The sequence below is a fragment of the Pseudoxanthomonas sp. JC1303 genome (assembly GCF_058448525.1).
In genome coordinates, this window is sequence record NZ_CP185958.1 from 760,000 (window position 1) to 783,276 (window position 23,277).

Here is a 23,277-nt window from a genome sequence, read left to right on the forward strand (position 1 = left end):
GGACAGGCGGGCGTCGACACGGCCAGCCGTGCCGACGGTGGCCGGCTGAAGCGGACACTCACCGCCGTTTCATCCGCGCTGGCACTGCTGCGCGTTAAGGTCGGCGCCCCTGTCCCCTCAAGCGAGACCCGAGATGAGCCTGTTCTCCAACATCGTCAACAAGATCTTTGGCCATGCCCAGCCGGCCGCGCCGGCGACGCCGGCTGCCGCGCCCGGCCCGCAGGTGACCATCGTCGATGGTTCCGAGGCCACCGCCGACATCGCCCCGCCGGCACGCAACCCGGCCCCGGCCGCTGCCGCCGCGCCGGTGGATGTGGAAGCCGTGCTCACCGACATGGCCGCGGCCAAGGGCGGCAAGAGCGACTGGAAGCATTCCATCGTCGACCTGCTCAAGCTGCTGGACCTGGATTCCAGCCTGGAGGCGCGCAAGCAGTTGGCCGAGGAACTGGACGTGCGCGCCGGCGCCCATGGCAGCGCCGAGCAGAACATCGCCCTGCATAAGGCGGTCATGCGCAAGTTGGCCGAGAACGGCGGCAAGGTCCCCGCCGAACTGAAGGACTGACGCCCGCCCGCCGCCCGCCGCGATCAGCGTCGGGCGGAACGGGGCGCGTTGCGCTGGCCGCCCGAGGCGGCCAGCGCGATCAGCTCGCGCTGGCCAGCCGGTGGCCGCCGCCGAGCAGCCTGGCTGGCAGCAGCAGCGCGGCCCGCAGCAGCGCGAAGACCGCGCCGAAGGTCACCCCGACCAAGCGGAACGGCAGCGATAGCAGCCACACGAACGGCCAGGCCACCAGGGCCAGGAGCGCCAGCGGCCAGCACAGCACGGCCAGCAGGCACCAGAGCAGCAACGTCGTCAGGGTCCGCATGGGGGGAGATTCCCGGGAGCCGAAGGAAACGCAAGCCTACGCCATCGGCGCCAGGCCCGGCGTAAGACCGTCCGGCTCAGCGCCAGTGGCCGCTGGAGGTCTCCTCACCGTGTCTCACACCCTGGACGAAGGGCTCCAGCGCGGCTGGGGCACAGCATGCGCGCCACAGCCAGCATCACCTGGCGGGCAGTACGGCAGTCGCCGACGACCGCCGCGACCCCGTCGGCGGCGCGCAGGAGGACGTCGAGCAGCCCCCTGGACGTTCCCTGTCCGGTGGCGGGTCAAGGCGCGGGCATGTCGGCCGGTGCGACACGCGGCAACGCCGCGCGGCCCCTTTTCACTCCAGCGTATAGCCCACGCGGAAGCCGCCCCAGTGGCGGCGGCCGACCATCACCGGCACCGACAGGTCGAACATGATCTGCCCGGTGTCGCGGCGATAGACCTGCAGGCGATAGGGGTCGGTATGCGCGCCCACGCTGCGACCGACTCGGTCGGTGAAGATGCGCTTGGTGCGGTTGCCGACCAGATCGACCGCCGGGTCCCCGGTCAGCGGCTGGGTGAAGCGCAGGTTGTGGGTGGGCACATAGCCGTCCGGATTGGCGCAGATGGCGAAAACGATCCACGGCTGGGCGTCGAGCACCGGCTCCTGGAAGGCCGGTAGCACCTGGTCGCACAGCCGGTCGAAGCCGCTGGTGTACTTTTCCGGCGAGGTCCCCGGGATGGGCGTGTAATCACGGCCGAACAGTGCGGCCGGCTCGATCCGGTGCTGGTCCAGCGCCTGCTGCAGGGCCATGCCGATCCTGCGCGCGGCCTCCTCGGCCAGGGCGCGCACCGTGGCATGACGCGGCTCGCGCATCGGATCCTCGGGCAGGCGGAACAGGCCCACGCAGTCGCGCAAGGTCTCGGTGCCAGCCCCCAGCGCCTCGCTGCGGCGGGCGACCTGCTCGGCGTGCTCCAGGTTGGAGCGGCCCAGTGCGACCACCGCATCGACCGAGGATTCGATCGCCCGGATCTCGCCCCCCTGTGCGCCCAGCCGTTCGGCCACGGTGGCCATCGCCCCGCTGGCCCGCCCCATCAATGCGCCGATCCCTTCCAGCACCTCCTCGGTCCGGCGGGCGGACTGGGCACCCTCGCCCACCGCGGCGCTGGTCTCATCGATGATCACCCGCACGTCGCGCGCGCCGCTGGCTGCACGTTCGGCCAGGCGCCGGATCTCTCCGGCCACCACGGCAAAGCCCTTGCCGGCCGGGCCCGCGTGGGCCGCCTCGATGCTGGCATTGATGGACAGGATGTTGGTCTGGAAGGCGACCGAGTCGATGACCTCGATCACCTCGCTGGCACGCGCCGCGCGGCGTTCGACCTCCAGCATGGCCGCGTTGAGCCCACTGGCGGCCTCCCGACCCTGGCGTGCGCGTTCATCGGCACTGGCGGCCACGTCCATGACCTGGCGCAGTTCCTCGCCCACGCCCTGCAGGCGCTCGGTCAGGCGGCGGGTCGCCTCCATGACCTCTTCCAGGGCCTCGCCCTGCGCCTGCGTCTGACGTGCGAGTTCGTCGTTCTCGGCCACCAGGTGCGGGACCTGGCTGGCAATCTGGACCGACAGCGCCACGGCCTGGCGGATCGCCTCGGCCAGGTTGCCGAAGCCCGCGCGCAGCTTGCCGCCGACCTCGCCTTCCACGTCGGTGGGCATCGTCGGCGGGGTCAGCTCGCAGGCCGCCAGCGCCTGCCCGGCCTGCAGCAGCAGCTGGCGATCGCCGGCGGCCTGGGCCAGGCGCTGCACCAGCGGCTGCATCGGGGTGGAGACCGCCATCGGCGTGGCAGTGGTGGTGGTGGACAGTGCGCGCGCATCGCGCAGCAGGGCAGCGGTTTCCACATGCGGCAACGACAGCAGCCAGCCGCCGGCCTGGGCCTCGCGCTGGTAGCGCACCCGGCGCGCGGGGTCATCGCCTGGCGCGACCCACACCCCCTCGGTGCCCAGCACGGCCGGGTCGAGCCCCCACAGCTGCGCGGCCGGCGCGCCGGCCAGTTGCTCGGCGCTGCAGCCCAGCACATCCAGGGCCATGCGGTTGCCGGCGGTGATCAGGCCCTCGGCCGAGAGCCGAAGCAGGGCCACCGGCACCTCCGGCAGGGTATCGAGCGTGGTTCCGGCGGACTGCGCCGGCGGCGGAGACGACGACATGAGCTTCTCCCTACATCCTTGGAGCACTATCGGCCGCGGTGGCCCCGGGTTGAGCCTGGCGCGACAGGCCGGCCCCGGGGGGCGCCGCGGGCTGGCGAACAGGCCGCGCGAAGGCCGTTTTAAACCCTTTGGCCAATCGCTGCATCACACTGGGCATGCTGACCACGGCCGCCACGATTCCCATGGACGTACCCGACATTGCCCAGGAGGACGTGGATGCGCCGCAGGCGCGCGCCGCCGCGCGTGGCGACACCCAGGCCTTCGAGCAGCTCTACCGGCGGCATGCCGGCCGCGTGCACGGGGTGATCGTACGCTTGGTGGGCGGGCATGGCGCGCGCGCCGAGGACCTGACCCAGGAAACCTTCGTGCGGGCCTGGCGGGCGCTGCCGGAGTTCCGGTTCGAGAGCGCGCTGTCGACCTGGCTGCACCGGCTGGCGGTCAACACCGCGCTGATGGAACTGCGCAGCCGCCGCGGCGGACCGCGCTGGGAAGAGGAAGCCGACCACGACGATGCGGTCATGGTCGACCCACGCGCGCAGGGACCTGCGCTGCGCATGGACCTGGAGCGCGCGGTGGCCACCCTGCCGCCGCGTGCACGCGCGGTGCTGGTCCTGCACGATGTGGAAGGCTGGAAACACGAAGAGATTTCCGCCCAGTTGGGCATGGCGGTGGGCAGCTCAAAGGCCCAACTGCATCGCGCCCGCCAGCTGTTGCGGACCCGTTTGGAGGCACACGCATGAACACCGACGACAACGACCTGCGCTTCGCCCTGCGCGGCCTGCGCCAGGACATCGAACCCGGGCGCGACCTGTGGCCGGGCATCGCTGCGCGCCTGGAGGCCGAAGCGGCCGCACCCGCGCCGCGCCGGGCCCACCGCTGGCGCCGGCGCTGGCAACCCCTGGCCCTGGCCGCCTCGGTCGCCCTGGTGGCGCTGGTCGGCGTGCGCATGAAGGCCGTGCTGGATGCCCCGGCGCCCGCCGCGCCATCGCATATGCCGCTGCGCGCCGAAGCCGTGCGCATGACCCGCGACTACCAGGTCGCCCTGGCCCGCATGCAGGGCGTGGACATGCCGCTGGCGCTGGCCCCGACCGTGCAGGAGCTGGACCGCAGCGCCGACCAGATCCTGCACGCCATCGACCGCGACCCACGCTCGCCGCAACTGCTGCAGACCCTGCGCTACACCTACGACCGTCGCCTGGCACTGACCCGCCGCGCGGCCCTGAGCTGAAAGAGACCCGACCCATGCGCCCGATCGCCCTGTCCCTGCTGTTTCTCCTCGCCACCGCCGCACAGGCGTCCACGCCCATCGACCAGACCCGCCCCCTGGATCCGCGCGGCAAGGTCGAGGTGCAGAACGTCAAGGGCCGCATCCAGGTCCGCGCCTGGGACCGGCCGGAAGTGCAGATCCGCGGCTCCCTGGGCGAGGGGGTGGAGAAGCTGGAGATCGACGGCGACCGTGGCAGCCTGGAGATCAAGGTGCGCTATCCGCGCAATGGCGGCTGGGGTGGAAAGTCCAGCGAGCCCAGCGACCTGCTGCTGATGGTGCCGCTGCGCGCCTCGCTGGATCTGCACGCGGTCTCGGCCGATGTGGACGTGTCCGGCGTGGCCCCCGACAGCCTGTCCATCGAGAGTGTCAGCGGCCAGGTCACCGTGGCCGCCGCGCCCGGAACGCTGTCGGTGGAGAGCGTCAGCGGCGATGTCACCGTGACCGCCAACAGCCCGGAGGTCAGCATCAACACGGTGAGCGGCGGGGTCGACCTGCGCGGGCGCCTGGACGGCAAGGTCGAGGCCGAGACCGTCTCCGGCAGCATCCGCGTGGCGGTGAAGGACCAGGCCTTGCGCGACCTGTCGACCAACAGCGTCAGTGGCGACACCCGGGTGTCCACGGCGCTGGCGCGCAACGGCAAGCTGTCGCTGTCCAGCGTCAGCGGTGGCCTGCTGGTGGTGCTGCCGCGCGCGGTCTCCGCGCACGTCACCGCCGAGAGCTTCAGCGGCACGCTGCGCGCGCCCGATGCCACGATCGAACGCCCGCGCCATGGCCCCGGGAGTTCGCTGGACGCCCGCTACGGCAGTGGCGAGGGCGAGGTCACCCTGGAGACCTTCTCTGGCGATGCCGAGCTGCGCCTGGAGTAAGCCACCGCGCATTCCAGGGCCTGCACGGCCGGCCAGGCCCATCGTGGTAAAAGCTGCGTCCCATCCTAGTAACGCGATGCAGCCAGGACACCCGCCATGGCCAACGATCCCCGCCTCGGCCAATACCTGAAAGACCGCCGCGCGCGCCTGGACCCGGCCGCGCTGGGCTTTGCCTCGGCCCGTCGGCGCACGCCCGGCCTGCGCCGCGAAGAGGTCGCCCAGCGCGCCAGCATCAGTCCGACCTGGTACACCTGGCTGGAGCAGGGACGTGGCGGGGCCCCCTCGGCCGAGGTGCTCGAACGCCTGGCCCAAGCCCTGCTGCTGACCGATGTCGAGCGCGAGCATCTGTTCCTGCTCGGCCTCGGCCAGCGCCCCGGCCCGCGCTACCCCTCGCACGAGGCGATCAGCCCGCGCCTGCAGCGGGTGTTGGACGCCCTGGCGCCCAACCCGGCCCTGCTCAAGACCCTGACCTGGGATGTGGCCGCCTGGAACCGTCCGGCCGCCGTCGTGCTCACCGACTACGGCCGCTTGCCGCCCGAGCAGCGCAACATCCTGCGCCTGATGTTCCTGGATGGGCGGGTGCGCAATGCGCAGCGCGACTGGGAAAGCGTGGCGCGCTTTGTGGTGGAGACCTTCCGCGCGGACATCACCCGAGCCGGCGCGACCGAACGCGCGCAGCCGCTGATCGACGAACTGCTGCGCGGCAGCGCGGACTTCGCCCGGCTGTGGGCAACCACCGACGTGCGCCAATTCGGCGGGGGTCGCAAGCAGTTGCACCACCCCGAGCACGGGCCGCTGTCGCTGGAGTTTTCCTCCTTCGTCGTCGAGGGCCGTGCCGATCTGTCCATGCTGGTGTACATGCCCAGCACCGCCGAGGACGCGGCGCGCATCCAGGCCCTGCTGGACGCGGCGCCGGCCTCCACGCGCGCCACCCCCAGCGCGGCCCTGGCGGCCTGAGGCCGCCCTCCGGATCAGACGATCCCGGCCTCGGTGGCCCACTGCCAGGCATCGGTCCCGGCCGGCAGGCGCCTGGGGCAGTCCGGATCGGTGGCCGCGCGCAGGACCGCCTCGGCCACGTCGGTGGCATGGGTGATCGGCCGGTCCGCCGCGCGCAGGCTGTCGAAGGCCTCCTGCACCATCGGCGCGTAGGCGTCGGGGATGGCGCCCTGCATGCGCGGGGCGGCGTTGCGCCCGAACTGGGTGCTGGGCGCGGCTCCGGGCAGCACCAGCGTGGCGCGCACGCCGAACGGTGCGACTTCCACCGCCAGCGATTCGGTGAACGCGTTCACCGCCGCCTTGCTGGCCGTGTAGACCGACAGCAACGGCAGCGGGCGCACGGTGACGGTGGAGGTCACGTTGACCACCACGCCCTGCCCGCGCTCGCGCATCTGCGGGAGCACCGCGCGCGTCATGGCGATGGTCCCCAAGGTGTTGGTCTCGAACACCTCGCGCGCCGCCTCGGCGGAGGTCGCTTCCAGCGGGGTGAGCACGCCGATGCCGGCGTTGTTGACCAGCACATCGACGGGCCCGGCCGCCTGCACGCAGGCGGCGATGCTCTCGGCATCGGTCACATCCAGCGGCAGCACCCGCAGCCGCGGCGAGGCCGGCAACAGGTCGGCCTGCGGCGTGCGCATGGTGGCCACGACCTGCCAGTCATGGGCCAGGAAGTGGCGCGCAGTCTCCAGGCCGAAGCCGGAGGAACAGCCGGTGATCAGGACGGTTTTCATGGTGAAACTCCTCTGCAAGAAAGACGAGCCTCAAGATAGGCGCCCGGATCAGGACGAAATACACTAGAAAGTCCTTGATTCTTCCGCGAGAGTCCGATATGTCCGATCCACTGACCGAGGTCGTCGGCCTGCTCAAGCCTTCGGCAGCCCTGTCCAAACAGGTCGTGGCCGCCGGCGCCTGGCGGGTGCGCCGCACCGAGGTCGGGCAGCCCTTCTACTGCGTGATCCTGGACGGCAGCGCCCTGCTGGAGGCGCAGGGCCAGCCGCCGCTGCTGCTGGAACGCGGCGATTTCGTGCTGCTGCCGGCTGCGCAGCAGTTCACGATGTCCTCGGTGTCCCCGGAGCCGCTGGAGGACAGCGACCCGGCGCACTTCGTCCTGCGCGACGGGCTGCTGCACGTGGGCGACCCGCAGGCGACGCCCAACGCGCGGACCCTGCTGGGCTATTGCGCCTTCGGCTCGCCCGATGCCCGGCTGCTGGTCTCGCTGCTGCCGCAGCAGGTGCATGTGCGCGACCAGCCCCGGCTGGCGACGCTGGTCGCGCTGGTCCGCGAGGAATCGCGCGCCCAACGCCCCGCGCGCGAGGTGATCCTGGCCCGGCTGCTGGAGGTACTGCTGATCGAAGCCCTGCGCGCCAGCGCCGACACCGGCGCCTCGCCGGGCCTGCTGCGCGGGCTGGCCGACCCGCGCCTGGCCCAGGCCCTGCGCGGACTGCACGCCGCCCCCGGGCATCCGTGGAGCGTGACCGAACTGGCCCGGACCGCCGCGCTGTCGCGTTCTGCGTTCTTCGAGCGCTTCCAGCGCGCGGTGGGGGTGGCACCGATGGAGTACCTGTTGTCCTGGCGCATGGCCCTGGCCCGCGACCTGCTGCGCCACCAGGGCCTGGGCGTGGCCGAGGTCGCCCAGCGCGTGGGTTATAGCTCGGCCAGCACCTTCACCGTGGCCTTTACCCGCCACGTCGGCCAGCCCCCGGCCCGCTACGCGCGCGACACGGCCCACGCGGCCTGAGCGATCGGTCGCCCACAAGACAACATCCCCGGCAGCGGGCCGGGGATGCGGAGGGTTCAGGCGGTCCGGGGCGCCATGCGGCAAAGAACCACCCACCCGCTGCCGGGGTTTTGATCGTGGCGGCACTCCCGGCTGATCCGCCTGGCGCGCAGCTTGGGCATCGCACGCGGCAGGGTGATGACAGCGGCCTGAGCAAAGTCCTGATCGCCGCGTTACATCCGTGCGTTCACCCTCGACGATTCCCCCACATGCCTGGAAACCTCCATGGACACCACACGCAAGCACTGGCGCTCCGGCCGCGTGGCCGACACCGCAATCCGGGTCGAGATCTGGAGTGGCGAAGACGGCAAGGCCATGGTCCGCGCGATCCAGGTCGGCGAGTTCCCGCCCACGACCTATGGCGATGGTGAACTGCGGGCCGACTCGGCCGACGACGCCTTTGCCCTGGCCGAGCGGACCGTGCAGGCCGAGCTGGACGCACTGCCCGAAGACCAGGTCGGCGCCGCGCGCGATCCCCATCGCGACGCGTCGCGCGATTGACCGACAGCGGGCGCACCTGGGCACCTTCACAAGTCCCAACGCCGACCGCCGCGAGCGTCCCGCCCTCACGCGCGTGGCACGTGCCATTAACGGCGCACTTCGCACAGTCGTTCCACACCCCGATGGCCCACCCCATCCCTTCCGGGCCCCCGACTGGAGCATGAGCATGAGCGACATCAAGCGCGAACACGACCTGCAGGACCACGAGAGAGCCGTCTCCGAAGAACAGGTCCACCCCAACCCCAATCGCGACCCGATCAGCGGCGCGCGAGGCGCTCATCCGGTCGGGGTGGGCGTCGGTGGCGTGGTGGGCGGTGCGGCGGCCGGTGCCGCGGCTGGCACCGTGCTCGGCCCGATCGGCACGTTGATCGGTGCCGCCGTCGGCGTGGTGATCGGTGGCGCCGCAGGCAAGGGCGTGGCCGAAAAACTCGATCCCACCGTCGAAGCCGATTACTGGCGCGCCGCGCACAAGCATCGTCCGTACTACGACCCGTCCAAGGACTTCGATCGCGACTACGCCACGGTCTATGGGTTCGGACTGCAGGCGCGCGAAGCCGAACCGGAACGTCGTTGGGAAGAGCACGAGGCCGAACTGGCGCGCACCTGGCCCGAGCGCCGGGGCGATTCCACGCTGGAGTGGGAACAGGCGCGCCCGGCTGCGCGCGATGCTTGGGAGCGTGCGGACCGCAGCCTTGATGCCTATACCCGCAGCGACGCGCATTTCCGCGAACGGTTCGAGCAAGCGTCCTATCGTCGCCCGGACGCGGGTTACGACGACTATGCTCCGGCCTATCGTTACGGCACCCGCGCGCGCTACAGCGAGACCTATGGCGGCCGGATGTGGGACGACACGGTCGAGGACGACCTGCGCCGCGAATGGGATCAGGCGCGCGGCCCGTCGCCGCTGGACTGGGAGCATGCACGCAGCGCGGTGCGCGATGCCTACACCACCGATGAGCCGTTCGACGGCGGACGCCGCGGGTAAGCCCTGTGCCGGTCTCGATCGGCCGGCACCCCATCCTTGCGCGCCATGCGGTGCCTCAAGCGTCGCTTGCGGGCCTCACCGAGGTCCGCTCCGCGCGCGCGAGCCTGGTTGGCATGCCGCGTGTCGCGTCGTACCAGCAGACCCGATCTCGTCCCGCGTCCTTGGCCTCGTAAAGCGCGCGATCGGCCTGCGCAATGAGCTGACCCAGCGAAAACGGCTCGGCGGCAGCTTGGATGCCGCTGCCGCCGATGCTGGTGGTCATGACCATGCGCGTCCCGGCATGCAGGACCGGGCGCTCGCTCAACGCCACGCGCAGCAGTTCGGCCAACACCTGCGCGCGCGCCGCCGTCACGCCGGGCAATAACACCAGGAACTCCTCTCCGCCATAGCGCCCCAATAGTGCCTCGCGGGGAAGTTGGCTGTGCAACCGCCGCGCGGCCTGTCGCAGCACCGCATCGCCTGCATCGTGACCATGCCGGTCATTGATGCGCTTGAAATGATCCAGATCCAACAGCAGCAGCGCGAAGGGCTGCGCGGCGCGGCGGCAGCGCGCCAGGGCCTGGGTGCCATCGGCGGTCAATGCGCGCCGGTTGCGCAACCCGGTCAACGCATCGGTCCGCGCCGCATTGCGCAGATCCACCATCTGCCGTTGGATGATCAGCAGCAGAAGGGAGAAGCACTGCGCCAGCGTCAGCGCGAACCCCGCCACCATCGTTGCACTGGTGGCCAGCCCGGTCTGAATCAGATCCTGGCTCGCGGTATCGCGTGGCGAGAGCTCAGATCCTGGCTCGCGGTATCGCGTGGCGAGAGCATCGCCATGCGCGCCACGTAACCAAGCGCATCGGCGAGGAAGAACCCCGCCGCCAGACGCCGGCTCAATCGCAAGTCCGCCCGCCCCCGTGCGAGCAGCAGCCAGACCGACCACAGGTCCCAGACCAGCATGTGCACCGAAAACAAGGTCATGCGCACGTAAAGATTGGGGAACCAGGTGAAGATCGTGATTCCCGCCGTCAGGGCGCCCACCAAGGCCAGCGGCCAGCCCCACGACATCCGCACCCCCACGAAGCGCGCCACGCCAACGAGCAGCATCGCGCTGGACAGGCTGAGCAGGGCATTGCCGACGTGGATGGAGAGCGGATCCGGGATGTGCCCGCGCAAGCCCACCAGCAGGGTGCCCGCGCAGATGCACCACAGCCCGCCGGTCCACAGACGCAGGACCGGTTCACCGCGCAGGATCAGCAGGATCAGGCTGAACCCGATCGCGATGCCGACGCTGGTCAAAAATGCGGCAAATCCTAGGGTGGTGAGATCAAGCGACATCGTCGTTGTGCGGTCGGCGCGTGCGGTGCGGAGAGAATGCTAGCCCAGCGGTCCCGGACAGGCCCGCGGAGAAGCCTCGACCGAGAACGTCAGTGCAGCACGCTGGACACGATCTGGTCGACTTCGTGATCACGCTTGGCGGCGGCCAGCGGATCCATGCGCGTCTGCGCGGTCTTGGCCAGGATGGATTTGATGGCCTCGCTGGCCTCGCCCAGCGGGACTTCCCCGGCCAGGCGCTGGAAGGTATCGCGACTGTTGTAGCCGCTGTTGTCCTTCAGGTAGCGGTCGTACATGGCCACCAGGTCCTCGCAGGCCCGGGCCAGCGCGCGCGGACTGCCTGCGGCCAGCGCGCGTCCCAACTGGTCGAAGCTATGCAGGCAGTCAGCCAACCACAGCAGGTCGTAGCGCGCCCTGGCCTGCTCGCTGCCCTGGTGGCCGCGGGTATAGGCGCTGTAGTTGCGGACCGCCACGGCCACGCGCGCGACGTGTTCCAGCAGCGTCCCGACCTCGGCCGACAGGTCCAGGTGATCGAGCATGAGCATCGGCAGGGTCCGCTCCTCGCTCGGCGCCGACGCTTCCTGCGACTCGGCGGCGGCCTGCAGCTCGGCATAGTCGCGCTGCAGACGATCCAGCTCGCGCCGCAAGGTTTCGGCCTGGCTCTTGAGCTGCAGCAAAGCGGCGCGATAACGCTCGATCCTGGCCTCGCTGCCCGCGTGCGCCTGCAGCGCTTCCTCGGCCGTGCGCCCGCGCAGCACCGCCAGCGCGGTGGCCACCACGGCCCAGAGCGACACGAGCGCAACGATCAGATAGGGCAGCAGGGCGCTCATGCGATTCCTTGGAAAGACACATCCAAGGTCGGCTGGCGCGGCGGTGACTTGAGACGTCATGTGTCGATCTGTGACGCCCTTGACACGCGCAACCCGCGCGCCCAGGCAAGCGCCATAAAGTGACGCATCGCGTCGCCCGGCGCAGGCGCCGCGGCGCCCTGTCCTCCCGGGTCGCTTATCCTGGCAGGCGCGGCGGAGTGCCGCGCGCCAAATCACGTGTTTCCAGGCCAAAAAGGAGCCTGTTTTGGACAAGCCACTGCGCTGGGGCATTCTCGCCACCGGCGGGATCGCCCAGACCTTCACCCGCGACCTGCAGATCGCCGGCCTGCACGTGCAGGCGGTCGGTTCGCGGACACAGGACTCGGCCCAGGCCTTCGCCGCGCGCTTGGGCGTTCCCACCGCGCACGGCAGCTACGCCGCGCTGGTCGCCGATCGGCAGGTGGACCTGGTCTATATCGCCACCCCACACCCACAGCATGCCGACGCCGCGCTGCTGGCGATCGAGGCAGGCAAACACGTGTTGCTGGAAAAGCCCTTCACCCTCAACGCCGGCCAAGCCGCGCAGGTCGTCGCGCGCGCCCGCGCACGCGGGGTGATCGTGATGGAAGCCATGTGGACCCGCTTCCTGCCGCACATGGTGCGCCTGCGCGAGGTGATCGCCGCCGGCACCATCGGCGCGCTGCGCTCAGTGGTCGCCGAGCATCGCCAGCAGATGCCGACCGATCCGGCGCACCGGGCCAACGCGCCGGCCCTGGGTGGCGGGGCGTTGCTGGACCTGGGCGTCTATCCAGTGTCCTTCGCCGTGGATCTGCTGGGCGAGCCAGTGGAGATCACCGCCCGCGCGCGCATGAGCGCCACCGGCGTGGACGCGGAGATCGCCACGATCATGCGTCACGCCCATGGCGCGCTGTCCACGAGCGTCTCGGCCCTGGACGCGGCCGGCGCGAACAGCGCCACCGTGCATGGCACGCGGGGGCGCATCGTGATCGATCCACTCTGGTTCACGCCGACCAGCTTCAGCGTGTACGACGCAAGCGGCGGGTGCGTCGAGCGCTTCGAACAGGCCGTGCCCGGCCACGGCATGCAATACCAGGCCATCGAGCTGGAAGCCCTGGTTCGCGCCGGCCGCGAGTCGCAGCGGATGCCGCCGACGCAGAGCGTACAGATCATGCGGGTGCTCGACCAGATGCGCGCACAGATCGGGCTGGTCTATCCGGGCGAGTGAGCCGCGCCCCGCCACGATCCGTTCGAAGCGTTGGATGGAGCAAGGCTCACGGGCCGTCTGCGGGCCATCGCAGGATATGAATTCAACGCGGCGCCTGCGGCCCGGTCCTGATCCGCATCCGGGCACACGGGGCGGCCCTGCCGATGCAGATCGCCCGCGCCGAGACCCTCCGGCGCGGCGATCGCAGACGAATGTGCGCTACCCCAATGCCTGCGGATTGAGCTGCCACACCGCGTAGTTGAGCGCGGCAGCGAAGCTCACCCAAGCCAGGTAGGGCAGCAGCAGCGCGCCGGCCACCCGACTGGTCCGCCAGAACAGCATGATCGTGACCACGATCAGCATCCACAGCAGCACGATGTCCAGCAGCGCCAGCGCGCCCTGATGCCAGCCGAAGAACAACCAGCTCCACAGCGCGTTGAGCGCCAGTTGCAGCAGGAACACCCACAGCGCACGACGCTGCGCGGCGAAACCGCCGTGCCGCCACACCCGCCAGGCCGCCACACCCATGCAGGCATACAGCACGGTCCACACCGGGCCAAAGACTGACGCAGGCGGCGCCCAAGCGGGCTGCGCCAACTGGCCGTAGAACGCGGCGGCCTGCACCGAGGCCGCCGCGCCGATGGCCGCCGCGATGAAGACCACCACGATCCAGCCGAACAGGCCCGCCGCCTGCACCTTGCCCGTCATCGTGCGCATCACTGTCCGTCCTGCTGTCAAAAGCCGGGGCAGACCCTAGCGCAGGCAGGGCGAACGCCGCGTCAGTCGATGGCGGTGTAGTCCATCGCGGCCAGATCGGTGATCAGGTCCGGCCCAGTCGGCGTCCAGTCCAGGCGTTGTCGGGTGATGGCACTGGAGGCCACCATGGCCGTGCGGGCGAACATCGCCATCCAGCCGAAGTAGTCGGCCACCTCCTGATCGCCGCGCAGCGACACCAGCGGCAGGCCCAGGCCGGCGGACACGGTGCCGGCGATCTGGTAGAGCGGCACGCCCTCCTCGGCCACCGCATGGTGGCGCAGGCCGGGCTGGGCCCGATCCAGCGCCAGGGCGTACAGGCGCGCCACATCGCTCACATGCGCGGCCGACCAGCGGCTGCCGCCCTCGCCCACGTAGGCGACCTGCTCCTTGGCCCGGGCGATCGCGATGTAGGGCGTGATCAGCCCCTGCTTGCGGGTGTCGTGCACCTGCGGCAGGCGCACCACCGAGACGTTGACCCCCTGCTGCAGCAGCGCCTCGCCGGCCAGCTCCGAGGCCGCGCGCGGATGGTGGGAATCGGCATCGAAGACATCCTCCCGGGCGACATCGGTGGGTTGCAGCGCCCCCATGCCCACCCCGGAGGTGATCAGCAGGGGCCGATTCGATCCCTTGAGCGCCTCGCCCATCGCCAGGATCACGCGACGGTCCTTCTCGCAGTTGGCGACGAAGTTGGCGAAGTCATGGTCGAAGGCGGTATGGATCACCGCATCGGCCTGCTCCACCCCGGCGACCAGGGTGTCCGGGGCTTCCAGGGTGCCCAGGAGCGGCTCGGCACCGGCGGCACGCAGGGCCTGGGCGCCGGACTCGGAGCGGGTCAGGCCCAGCACCTGGTGGCCTGCGGCGAGGAGTTCGGGGATGACGTGGGAGCCGATGAAACCGGTCGCACCGGTGAGGAAAACACGCATGGCAGCAGCACCTGTCTGAAGTCAGCGTGCTTTATCCGCCCACCCGGCCTGGGCGAACAGCCGTGGCGTTACAGGGGTATGCGTACTAACAGGCTGCGCGTGGCCGTGCGCTCAGTACAGCAGTTCGGTCCGCAGCCCCTGGGCCTGCAGCGCGTCGTCGGCTTCCAGGTACCAGCGCTCCGGGCCGGCGGCCACCGCTTCCACATACAGGCCCTCGCCGTCCTGCCGCGGGGGGCGATGGATCTTGACGATGGACACCCGGTGCCGGGGATCGCCCAGCGCCAGCAATGCACGTTGCACTGTGCTGGCCAGCTCCGCCGAACTCATCTGCGCGTCGAGCGGGCGGAAGGCGAGGCGGTAGCTGAAGCTGGGACGCGGTGCGGACATGACGGGCAAGAACATGAGCGGGAGGGTCGATCAGGGTACAGGCGTCCTCAGCGGGACTGGCCAGGCCATCGGCCAAATTCCCGTCAAGCCGGTGCCCGGCCCAGCACCCGGCGCACGAATGCCGCCACTTCCTGGGCCAGCTCCTCGTCCTCCGGCGCGCCATTGAAGCCGCCATGCGGCATCGCCTCGAACACATGCAGCTGTGCGTCGACATCCGCCCGGCGCAGCGCGCGGTGCAGGCGCGCGGTGTTGGACAGGAACAGATCGCGCGTCCCACTCTGCAGGAAGGTCGGCGGGAACCCGTCGAAGCGGCCGAACAACGGCGACAGCCGCGGGTCGGCCAGGTCCGCCCCACCCGCATAGAGCAGGTTCTGCGTCATCAGCGAGCCGGGCAGCACCACATCCACCGTGCGGTTGACCTGGAAGCTGTCACCCGACTCGGTCAGGTCCACCTCGGGCGAAAGCAGCACCAGGCCGGCCGGCAGCGGCAGGCCCTCGTCGCGAGCGCGCTGGAGCATCGCCACGCCCAAGTTGCCGCCCGCCGAGCGTCCGCTGATGACCACGCGCGCGGCGTCGTGTCGCGCCAGGACCGCGCGGTAGACCGCCAGGCAGTCATCCAGCGCGGCTGGATAGGGATGCGCCGGCGGCACCCGGTAATCCACGCCGTAGCAGGCCAGCCCGTGCAGGTCGGCCTGGACACAGGCGCCGATCCTGCATGCCTGGCCGCCACCGAACACCAACGCCCCGCCGTGCAACTCGATCAGTGCCGCATCCGGGTCCTGCGGCTCGATGGGCGTGGCCAGGTGCACGGTCGCCGTGCCCATCTGCAGGGTCCGCGCCTGGGCACGCACGCGCCCGGCGGCCGCGGCCAGCGCATGGGCATAGTGCTGCTCCACCGCCGCCTGCATGCGGATCCATCCCTCGGAGTCGTCCGCTGCCGGCACGGCGATCCTGGCGTTGTGCGGCACCCCGTCGGCCGCGACCTTGTCACGCAGGTACTCGCGTGCATGCGCGCTGATCGAGGTCGGCACGGGGATCGTGCGCGCTTCGATACGGACGCCGTGACCGTCATCCATGGAGACACCCTTTAGGGAAAGCAGTCGACCGACAAGGATAACCACCGCACCCGATCTAAAGTTTTAGCTCCACGCGCCGCTATTCTTGACGCATCATCTTGGCGCCGCACGATTCGGCGCCCCAGCTCGTCCCCCGAGAGAACGCTCCGCGCCCCGACATGCGTACCGACCTCCAACGCGAACTGCAGCACTGCCGAGGGCTGCCCAGTCCTCCAGGCGTGGCACTGCAGTTGCTGCGGCTGGCGCAGGACCCGGACGCGATGATGGCAACGGCTTCGAACCTGATCGGCAAGGACCCTGCGCTGAGCGCGCGCATGCTGCGCGTGGCCAACTCACCGCTCTACGCCGCCCGCCAGCGTGTGGAAAATCTCACTCAGGCCTTGTCGCTGCTGGGACTCAATGCCACCCTGACCTTGGCCCTGGGCTTCACCCTGTCGCGGCAGATGTCCCAGCCGGAGAGCAACTGCCCGCGCGAGCGCGTCTGGAAGCGCTGCGTGGTCGCCGCGCTGGCCGCCCGCCTGCTCGGCGAGCGTGTCGGCTTGCGCCAGCTGGAAGAACTGATGCTGGCCGGCCTGCTGCAGGACATCGGGGTGCTGGCGCTGTGCCAGCTGTTCCCCGGCGAATACCAGGCCCTGCTCGAACAGGCGCTGGACAATACCAACCTGCTGCTGAGCGAACGCGAGACCTACGGCGCGGACCACGCCGAGATCGGCGCCCTGCTGGCCCGACACTGGAACCTGCCCGAGCTGCTGACCGACGCCATCGGACAAAGCGAAGCGCTGGCGCAGGTACAGCTACCGCCCTTCCAGGCCTGCGTGCGGGTGTCCGGCCTGATCGCCGACATCTGGATGGGCCAGGACACCGAACAGGCGCACCTGGAAGCCCAGGCCTCCTGCATGACCCATCTGTCGCTGGGCCCGGACACGTTCAACGGCGTCGTGGAGGATGTGCGCACGATGCTGGCCGATGTCTGCGAGGTCTTCGAGGTGCATATCTCCAGCCCCTCGCAGTTGCGGGCCATCCTGGACGATGCCCGGGAGCTGGCCCAGCTGCGCGCGATGCGCGACCTGCAGGAGGCTGCGCGCGCGCGGGAAGCCGCAGAGGAATTCGAAGGCCGCGCCCGTCGCCTCACCGAGGAGGCCCGCCGCGATCCGCTCACCGGCATTTTCAACCGCGCCCAGCTCGAACACGTGCTCGGCAAGGAATTCGAGGCCGCCCAGCGCCACGGTTGGCCGCTGTCGGTCGCCTTCATCGACCTGGACGACTTCAAGCAGGTCAATGACCGCTGGGGCCACCTGGTCGGCGACGAGGTGCTGCGCAATTTCGCCCAGGCCCTGCAGGTCTACCTGCGCGGCAGCGACATCGTGGCTCGCTACGGCGGCGAGGAATTCATGATCGTGCTGCCCGGCATCGACGCGGCCACCTCGGCCAACGTGGTGCGGCGCATCCTGGCCGAGGTCGGCCGCCTGCCGATGACCATCATCGACCAGCAGCCGCTGCACGTGACCTTCTCGGCAGGCGTCGCCACCCAGGACGGCGCCCATGCCTTCCCCAGCATCGAAGCCCTGCTGACCAGCGCCGACAAGGCGCTCTATACCGCCAAGCGCGACGGCCGCAACCGCGTGGTCAGCGACTGAGGGCATCCCGCTGGCGCCCGTGGCGCGCCAACGGCGCAACGCCTGCGGCCTCGCGTCGCGTCGCGTCCTACTGGGCCGGCGCCAGCCTGATCTCGTATAGCGCGGGCCACTGCTTGCCGGTGACGAAGATGCGGTCGCGCGCGGCGTCGTAGGCGATGCCGTTGGCCACGTCGTTGATCGGGTCCTCCAGCGTGTCGCGCGGCGGCACCAGCGGCGCCAGCTCGACCCAGCCCAGCACCTTGCCCGTGGCCGGATCGATGCGGGCGATGCGCGTGGTCAGCCACACGTTCGCCCAGAGCTCGCCCTTGATCCACTCCAACTCGTTGAGGTTGTGCAGGGGCTCGCCATCGGCGGTGACCTCGATGGTGCCGGTCTGCTGCAGGGTCTGCGGGTCCAGCCGCCGGATCTGCGCGGTGCCATCGCTCATGTACAGACTGTGCCCATCGCTGGTCAGCGCCCAGCCCTCACCGCGATAGGCGAAGCGCGTCTGCGGCTGGAAGGTCTTGAGGTCGTAGACGAAGCCCTGCCCGCTGCGCCAGGTGAGCTGGATCAGCCGGTCTCCGGCGGCCACGATGCCCTCGCCGTAATACGGCGGGGCCAGTTCGGCGCGCTGCAGGACCTGCCCGCTGTCCAGCGCGACCTTGCGGATGCCCGACGCCCCGATCTGCCCGGTACTCTCGTAGAGCGCACCCTCCAGATAGAACAATCCCTCGGTGTAGGCAGAGGTGTCGTGTGGATAGGTCTTGACCACGGTGACGCCTTGCACGGGCAGCGCTGCCTGCGCCGCACCGGCGGACAACACGACGCAGGCCAGCAAGGCCAAGCGGGACCATAAGCGGACATGGAAGTTCATGCCGCGATCATCCCATGATCGCCGCGCGCCGGCGCACCCACGTGCGTGTGCCACGGCGCAGAACTCCGCCCCGCTTCAGGCCGCCATCATCATCCACACGATCCACAGCCCCACGCAGGTGAACACCAGCACCGGCCCGAGCAGGATGAGCAGCCACAGTGGGATGCGCCGCACGGCCATCGCCAGTGCCGCAGCGGCCACGCTGCCGACCAGCACTGCGCACCAGAAGCTGGCATTGCCGTAGGCCAGGACTTCGTTGGGGAACAGCAGGCTGAAGAGGATGAACAATGCCGCCGGCACCACCAGCAGGCCAGACAGGAAGGCCACCAGCGGACGGACGATGGACTGACGTGCCGCCTCGCGGCGAGCGGGCGCAGCAGGCGGCGTGTAGGGATCGCGCATCAAGGTGTCCTGTCGGTCGGCCCGGGTGCCGCGTGGACGCGTTCGCGTCGATCTTACGGATTCGGCGAGACCTTCGCGCACACCGACAGTAGCGAGGGCCAGGCGCGCTCGCCTGGCTTTGGGATGCGCCACCCTGGGGTCAGTGGGCGCTTAAGCGCGGGGGGCACACGGCGACACCGCGCCCGCCACACCACGCGCGCCTAGGCGCCCTCTTCCGACAGCAGGCCCAGGCTGAAGCCGGAGACCGCATTGATCTTGCCGCGCCACAGCACGCCGCGGTTGCCCGGCAGCGGCTGCCCGCCCGGCGAAAAGCAGCGCGAGTCGATCAAGTGGATGAACTGCGGCGGCGGCGGATCCTTCCCTTCCTCGGAAGTGTAGATCTCCGCATAGCTGGCAAAGGAGCGACGGATTTCCTCCTTGCCCTCCGCGTCGCCCGGGAAGGCGGCCGCGAACTCCTCGGCGAAGGTCTCGAAATAGCGCTTGCCGCCCACCAGCAGGCCCGACACGATCGCGCCTTCGACAAACAGCGTGATCCCGAACTGCACGTCGGTACTGTTGACCGTGGTGACCAGACTCTGCAGGTACCAGTCGACGCTCTGTCCCTCGACGGTCACCACCATCTCGTCACTGCTCAACGCCTTGCCCTGGTCATCGCTCATCGCACGCTCCTGCAGTTGTGGGTCGGGGGGATGATAGGCGTTCCCAGTGACAGCGGGGCGTGCCGGTCAACCCGGCCCTGCTCCCATGCCTGTGGAAGCAGGCACACCGTCCCGGTGATCGAGTGCGTCACGGCGATGGATTTCGCCGTGACATCGCCGCGCCTGCGGCCCTGCGTCACTCTCCATGCAAACGGCGCGCCGCCTCCACGTACTTGGCGGTTTTGGGGTTACTGGTGTTCCAGCGCGGGGCGACCGGATGGTCGGCGATGGTCCAGACGGCCAGGGCCACCGCGCGATCCACCGCGGCCATGTTGGCGTAGTCGATCTTGTCCCAGGTGTCGGCCGCGCCGTGGTAGTCCGCGAAGTCATAGGCCACGCTGATGGTATGCGCCGGCACGCCCAGGTCGGCCAGGGCCTGGTTGTCGCTAAAGGCGAAATAGCGGTCGCTGTTGACCGGATGCTTGGTCATGCGGATGCCGGTCTGTTCACCCGCCTTGCGCAGCACGTCGGCCACCTCGGAATAGTCGGCGCCGGTGATCGCCGCGGCGCGCACCTGCAGGCCTTCGCTGTCGTCGGTACGACCGACCTGCTCAAGATTGATGTCGGCCACGGTGTCGGCCACCGGCACCAGCGGATGCGCGCCGTAGTAGCGCGAGCCCACCAGCCCGTGCTCCTCACCGAACACGGTCATGAACACGATGCTGCGCTTGGGCCGCACTTTCTGGGCGGCGAACGCGCGTGCCAGCGCGATCACCGAGACCGTGCCGCTGCCGTCGTCATTGGCGCCGTTGAAGATCGGATCATCGCCCTTGTCCTTGCGAATCCCCAGGTGGTCGTAGTGCGCCGTGACCAGCACGTAGGTCTTGCTCAGCGTCGGGTCCGAGCCGCGCAACACGCCGACGACATTGCGCACCGGCAACGGTGCCGGCGCGTCGGCAAACTTGGCGCGCTCCTTCTCCGGCGCGATCTCGCGCCAGTCGGCGGTCTGGAAATAGCCGTCATCGCCCAGCGGTTCCAGCCCGGCGCCACGGAACTGGGCGGCGATGTATTCGGCCGCGATATCCAGTCCGCGCGAGGGGGTACCACGGCCCTCCAGCGCATCGGACGCCAGGAACGACAGGTCCCCGCGCATCGCGTCGGCGGAAATGGCGTCGAGCAGGCTGGCCTGCTGCGGGGGCAGCTGCGGCTCCTTGGCCTGGGCGTAGCCGATGGCAAGCGCCGCAGACAGCAGCGCAACGGGCAAGGACTTCCACATACGCATCATGCTCCCCTCTTGTGTGATTTCAGATGCCGCCCCCGTCGGGCCCGGCAGGTTGGTTTCCGGCGCATTTTCAGGCATCTGACGCAGCCCCCGCATCCATCCACATCGCACCCCACACGTGGCCATCCGGGTCGCAGAAGTCGCGGCCGTACATGGTGCCGTGCTCTTCGACCGGGTTGATATCGGTTGTCCCGCCGTGCCGGCCCGCCGCTTCGGCCATCTCATCCACTTGCTGGCGCGACGCGCACGAGAGGTTCAAGGCGACCTCGCTGGAGGTGTTCGGCGGGATGGGCCGGGTGGTGAACGTGCGCCAGCGCGCGTGGGTGAGCAGCATGACGCTGATGTGCTCGCTCCATCCCATCATCGCCGCGCTGGGGAAGGTCATCTCCGGATTGGGCACGAAGCCGAGCGCCAAGTAGAACGCCCTGGACCGATCCAGATCCGTCACGGGCAGGCTGATGGTGATGGTCCTGGGCACGCGGTCGCTCCTGTTGGATGGGCTGCGCCTGATGGCGAATCCCAAAGTTTGCGCCAAGACCGAGCGCGCGCGGACGACGCATGGCCTCAGAAATTAGTGATGTAGTGAACCAGCACGCTATACCAGCTAACGAGCAGCGCCGCAATAGGCAAAAGCGCATTGGCGAAGCGGATCGGCGGTCGCGCACATTGCCCATCGGGGGCGCGATCACGCATGCCTCGACACGGGAGCAGGAAACATGAAGCACACCCACACGCTCAGCCTGGCCACGGCGCTGCTGCTGGCACACGGCTCCGGCTTGGCGGGGATCCCGACACGGGCCGCCACCCACGACGCCGACAGTTCACGACAGGTCGATGCCCTGTTCGCCAGATGGAACAGGCGCGACACCCCCGGTGCCGCGGTGGAAGTGCGCAGGGACGGCCAGGTGGTGTATCGCAAGACGTTCGGCATGGCCGACATCGAGCAGGGCCGCCCGATCATCCCAACCACGCCCCTCTACGTCGCCTCGGTGTCCAAGCAATTCACCGCCTTCGCGATCCTGCTGCTCGCCCAGGACGGCAAGTTGTCGCTAGACGACGACGTGCGTCGCTACCTCCCGGAGTTGCCGGATTTCGGCAAGCCCATCCGCATCCGGCATCTGCTTCACCACACCAGCGGGCTGCGCGACGAACTCAACCTGCTGTCCATGGCCGGCTGGCGCATGGAGGATGTGATCACCGAGCAGGACGTGATGCGCCTGGTCCGTCGCCAGCGTGCGCTGAACTTCGCGCCCGGCACCGACTTCGAATACAGCAATACCGGCTACATGCTGCTCGGCATGATCGTCCAACGGGTGTCGGGCGAATCGCTGGCCGCCTTCACCAAACAGCGCATCTTCGATCCGCTTGGCATGCATCACACCGGCTTCCAGTCGCAGCACAACGCTCTGGTGCCCGGTCGCGCGCAGTCCTACCAGCCGGCCCTGGGCGGCGGTTACGAAGCGGTTCGGCTGTCCGACTCCACCGTCGGCTCCACCGGCTTGCTCACCACCGCCGACGACCTGGCGCGCTGGGAAGACAATTTCGACGATGGCCACATCGGCGGAAAAGCGCTGATCGCGCGGATGCAGACACCCGGCAAGCTCGACGACGGCACCGCGCTCGATTACGGCGACGGACTGTTCATCGACCGCTATCGCGGTCTGGCCAGCATCGACCACGATGGCGCCGAGGCGGGCTTCCGCAGCGACGTGCTGCGTTTCCCCGAACAGCACCTGGCGATCATCGTCCTTGCCAACGGCGCGGACGTGCAGGCCAGCCGCCTGGGGCAGCGCATCGCCGACATCTATCTCGCCGGCCAGCTCGACCCGTTGCCCGCGCCGGTTCCCGACGACTCGGCCAGCACCGAAGTCCCGCTCGATCCGTCGCGACTGGATGCCCTGGTGGGCACCTACGCTCTGGCCAACGGCTCGGCCATCACCTTCGCCAAGGAACAAGGCCACCTGGTGGGCTGGACGGCGGGCGACGACAAGATGCCGTTCTATCCATCCGGCGAGCGGGAGTTCTTCGTCAAGCTTCGCAACGCCCGTTTCAGCTTCGACCCGCCGAATGCGGATGGCATCGTCCCAAGTGGCACCTGGCACCGCGGGACGCGCGCCATCCGCGCCACACGCATCACCCGCCCGCAGCCCGGCGAGCGCGAGGTGCAAGCATTGGAGGGCACCTACCACAGCGATGAGCTGCGGATGCTTTACACCGTCACCTTCAAGGACGGCGAGTTGGTTCTCGGCTCGCCACGCGGCGACATCGCGCTCGCTCCCTTCGACAAGGACAGCTACATCGGTCCCTGGCCGTTCGGCCTGGTGCGCTTCGCGTGCGCCGCGCAGGCCGATTGCACAGGCTTCACCGCGACCGAGGACCGCGCGCGCGACGTGCAGTTCACCAAGGTCACCATCACGCCCACCGACGCCAGCGTCGCAGCAGCTGGACAGTGACCGCGCTGACGCTCAACAGGGAGATGGTCTTCTACAGATCTGATGCTGATCGCGGACACCTCCAGGCAGGCCGAATTGCAATCGG

General features: G+C 69.6%; 26 protein-coding genes. 11 read left to right on the forward strand and 15 right to left on the reverse strand.

Annotated elements, in window-relative coordinates; translation table 11 throughout:
- Nucleotides 1–133: 133 nt before the first annotated feature.
- Complete coding sequence (locus tag ACORQU_RS03445; protein ID WP_491643476.1) at nucleotides 134–562, forward strand: DUF3597 domain-containing protein; 429 nt, start codon at nucleotides 134–136, stop codon at nucleotides 560–562.
- Nucleotides 563–641: 79 nt separating this feature from the next.
- On the opposite strand, the gene ACORQU_RS03450 is transcribed toward ACORQU_RS03445, so the two are convergent.
- Together ACORQU_RS03450 and ACORQU_RS03455 are read right to left on the reverse strand one after the other, a co-directional pair.
- Nucleotides 642–863, reverse strand: coding sequence for a hypothetical protein (locus tag ACORQU_RS03450; RefSeq protein WP_491643478.1), 222 nt, complete (start codon nucleotides 861–863; stop codon nucleotides 642–644).
- A 337-nt stretch (nucleotides 864–1,200) separates the two neighbouring features.
- Nucleotides 1,201–3,042: a methyl-accepting chemotaxis protein gene (locus tag ACORQU_RS03455; protein ID WP_491643480.1), complete on the reverse strand. Its 1,842-nt coding sequence runs from the start codon at nucleotides 3,040–3,042 to the stop codon at nucleotides 1,201–1,203.
- Between the two features lie 155 nt (nucleotides 3,043–3,197).
- Between ACORQU_RS03455 and ACORQU_RS03460 the strand changes: the two genes are divergently transcribed.
- From ACORQU_RS03460 to ACORQU_RS03475, 4 genes are all read left to right on the forward strand, one after another.
- Nucleotides 3,198–3,782 (forward strand): RNA polymerase sigma factor, encoded by a 585-nt coding sequence (locus ACORQU_RS03460; RefSeq protein ID WP_491643481.1) that lies wholly within the window; start codon nucleotides 3,198–3,200, stop codon nucleotides 3,780–3,782.
- Nucleotides 3,779–4,270 carry a hypothetical protein gene (locus ACORQU_RS03465; RefSeq protein ID WP_491643483.1) on the forward strand — a complete coding sequence of 164 codons (492 nt, stop codon included), beginning with the start codon at nucleotides 3,779–3,781 and terminating at the stop codon, nucleotides 4,268–4,270. The genes ACORQU_RS03460 and ACORQU_RS03465 overlap by 4 nt, the downstream gene beginning before the upstream one ends.
- Before the next feature lie 14 nt (nucleotides 4,271–4,284).
- Nucleotides 4,285–5,175: a DUF4097 family beta strand repeat-containing protein gene (locus ACORQU_RS03470; RefSeq protein ID WP_491643484.1), complete on the forward strand. Its 891-nt coding sequence runs from the start codon at nucleotides 4,285–4,287 to the stop codon at nucleotides 5,173–5,175.
- A gap of 96 nt (nucleotides 5,176–5,271) precedes the next feature.
- Complete coding sequence (locus ACORQU_RS03475) at nucleotides 5,272–6,132, forward strand: helix-turn-helix transcriptional regulator (RefSeq protein ID WP_491643486.1); 861 nt, start codon at nucleotides 5,272–5,274, stop codon at nucleotides 6,130–6,132.
- Nucleotides 6,133–6,146: 14 nt separating this feature from the next.
- On the opposite strand, the gene ACORQU_RS03480 is transcribed toward ACORQU_RS03475, so the two are convergent.
- Nucleotides 6,147–6,902 (reverse strand): SDR family oxidoreductase, encoded by a 756-nt coding sequence (locus ACORQU_RS03480; protein ID WP_491643488.1) that lies wholly within the window; start codon nucleotides 6,900–6,902, stop codon nucleotides 6,147–6,149.
- A gap of 98 nt (nucleotides 6,903–7,000) precedes the next feature.
- On the opposite strand from ACORQU_RS03480, the gene ACORQU_RS03485 reads away from it, so the two are divergent.
- The 3 genes from ACORQU_RS03485 to ACORQU_RS03495 all read left to right on the forward strand — a co-directional run bounded on the left by ACORQU_RS03485 (nucleotide 7,001) and on the right by ACORQU_RS03495 (nucleotide 9,434).
- Nucleotides 7,001–7,909, forward strand: a complete 909-nt coding sequence (locus ACORQU_RS03485) for an AraC family transcriptional regulator (RefSeq protein WP_491643490.1) — start codon at nucleotides 7,001–7,003, stop codon at nucleotides 7,907–7,909.
- 264 nt (nucleotides 7,910–8,173) lie between these two features.
- Nucleotides 8,174–8,449, forward strand: a complete 276-nt coding sequence (locus tag ACORQU_RS03490; protein ID WP_491643492.1) for a hypothetical protein — start codon at nucleotides 8,174–8,176, stop codon at nucleotides 8,447–8,449.
- A gap of 166 nt (nucleotides 8,450–8,615) precedes the next feature.
- Nucleotides 8,616–9,434, forward strand: a complete 819-nt coding sequence (locus tag ACORQU_RS03495) for a glycine zipper family protein (RefSeq protein WP_491643493.1) — start codon at nucleotides 8,616–8,618, stop codon at nucleotides 9,432–9,434.
- A 55-nt stretch (nucleotides 9,435–9,489) separates the two neighbouring features.
- On the opposite strand, the gene ACORQU_RS03500 is transcribed toward ACORQU_RS03495, so the two are convergent.
- The 3 genes from ACORQU_RS03500 to ACORQU_RS03510 form a co-directional block, all read right to left on the reverse strand.
- Complete coding sequence (locus ACORQU_RS03500; RefSeq protein WP_491643494.1) at nucleotides 9,490–10,146, reverse strand: GGDEF domain-containing protein; 657 nt, start codon at nucleotides 10,144–10,146, stop codon at nucleotides 9,490–9,492.
- Nucleotides 10,147–10,175: 29 nt separating this feature from the next.
- Nucleotides 10,176–10,754, reverse strand: coding sequence for a hypothetical protein (locus ACORQU_RS03505; protein ID WP_491643496.1), 579 nt, complete (start codon nucleotides 10,752–10,754; stop codon nucleotides 10,176–10,178).
- A gap of 89 nt (nucleotides 10,755–10,843) precedes the next feature.
- Nucleotides 10,844–11,581, reverse strand: a complete 738-nt coding sequence (locus ACORQU_RS03510; RefSeq protein WP_491643498.1) for a PspA/IM30 family protein — start codon at nucleotides 11,579–11,581, stop codon at nucleotides 10,844–10,846.
- A gap of 244 nt (nucleotides 11,582–11,825) precedes the next feature.
- Between ACORQU_RS03510 and ACORQU_RS03515 the strand changes: the two genes are divergently transcribed.
- Nucleotides 11,826–12,806: a Gfo/Idh/MocA family protein gene (locus ACORQU_RS03515; protein WP_491643500.1), complete on the forward strand. Its 981-nt coding sequence runs from the start codon at nucleotides 11,826–11,828 to the stop codon at nucleotides 12,804–12,806.
- Nucleotides 12,807–13,004: 198 nt separating this feature from the next.
- Here the strand turns inward: ACORQU_RS03515 and ACORQU_RS03520 are convergent, their stop codons facing one another.
- The 4 genes from ACORQU_RS03520 to ACORQU_RS03535 all read right to left on the reverse strand — a co-directional run bounded on the left by ACORQU_RS03520 (nucleotide 13,005) and on the right by ACORQU_RS03535 (nucleotide 15,927).
- A complete protein-coding gene (locus tag ACORQU_RS03520) occupies nucleotides 13,005–13,493 on the reverse strand; it encodes a TspO/MBR family protein (protein ID WP_491644944.1) in 489 nt (162 codons plus the stop codon).
- 71 nt (nucleotides 13,494–13,564) lie between these two features.
- A complete protein-coding gene (locus tag ACORQU_RS03525; RefSeq protein WP_491643501.1) occupies nucleotides 13,565–14,464 on the reverse strand; it encodes an SDR family oxidoreductase in 900 nt (299 codons plus the stop codon).
- Between the two features lie 111 nt (nucleotides 14,465–14,575).
- Entirely contained in the window at nucleotides 14,576–14,851 is a 276-nt protein-coding gene (locus ACORQU_RS03530; RefSeq protein WP_271647000.1) for a hypothetical protein, read from the reverse strand.
- Between the two features lie 83 nt (nucleotides 14,852–14,934).
- The gene (locus ACORQU_RS03535; protein ID WP_491643503.1) at nucleotides 14,935–15,927 is read right to left on the reverse strand and encodes an alpha/beta hydrolase; all 993 of its coding nucleotides are present in this window, start codon (nucleotides 15,925–15,927) and stop codon (nucleotides 14,935–14,937) included.
- A gap of 158 nt (nucleotides 15,928–16,085) precedes the next feature.
- Between ACORQU_RS03535 and ACORQU_RS03540 the strand changes: the two genes are divergently transcribed.
- Nucleotides 16,086–17,564 (forward strand): HDOD domain-containing protein, encoded by a 1,479-nt coding sequence (locus tag ACORQU_RS03540; RefSeq protein ID WP_491643505.1) that lies wholly within the window; start codon nucleotides 16,086–16,088, stop codon nucleotides 17,562–17,564.
- 67 nt (nucleotides 17,565–17,631) lie between these two features.
- Here the strand turns inward: ACORQU_RS03540 and ACORQU_RS03545 are convergent, their stop codons facing one another.
- From ACORQU_RS03545 to ACORQU_RS03565, 5 genes are all read right to left on the reverse strand, one after another.
- On the reverse strand, nucleotides 17,632–18,417 hold the full coding sequence (locus ACORQU_RS03545; protein ID WP_491643506.1) for a glutaminyl-peptide cyclotransferase: 786 nt from the start codon (nucleotides 18,415–18,417) through the stop codon (nucleotides 17,632–17,634).
- 75 nt (nucleotides 18,418–18,492) lie between these two features.
- A complete protein-coding gene (locus tag ACORQU_RS03550; RefSeq protein WP_491643507.1) occupies nucleotides 18,493–18,819 on the reverse strand; it encodes a hypothetical protein in 327 nt (108 codons plus the stop codon).
- A 200-nt stretch (nucleotides 18,820–19,019) separates the two neighbouring features.
- Nucleotides 19,020–19,478: a gas vesicle accessory protein GvpU gene (gene gvpU / locus ACORQU_RS03555; protein WP_271647005.1), complete on the reverse strand. Its 459-nt coding sequence runs from the start codon at nucleotides 19,476–19,478 to the stop codon at nucleotides 19,020–19,022.
- A gap of 175 nt (nucleotides 19,479–19,653) precedes the next feature.
- Nucleotides 19,654–20,742 (reverse strand): M28 family peptidase, encoded by a 1,089-nt coding sequence (locus ACORQU_RS03560; RefSeq protein ID WP_491643508.1) that lies wholly within the window; start codon nucleotides 20,740–20,742, stop codon nucleotides 19,654–19,656.
- Nucleotides 20,743–20,809: 67 nt separating this feature from the next.
- Nucleotides 20,810–21,217, reverse strand: a complete 408-nt coding sequence (locus tag ACORQU_RS03565; RefSeq protein ID WP_491643509.1) for a VOC family protein — start codon at nucleotides 21,215–21,217, stop codon at nucleotides 20,810–20,812.
- A gap of 238 nt (nucleotides 21,218–21,455) precedes the next feature.
- Here ACORQU_RS03565 and ACORQU_RS03570 point away from each other — a divergent pair, with 238 nt between their 5' ends.
- Nucleotides 21,456–23,192: a serine hydrolase gene (locus ACORQU_RS03570; protein WP_491643510.1), complete on the forward strand. Its 1,737-nt coding sequence runs from the start codon at nucleotides 21,456–21,458 to the stop codon at nucleotides 23,190–23,192.
- Nucleotides 23,193–23,277: the final 85 nt, after the last annotated feature.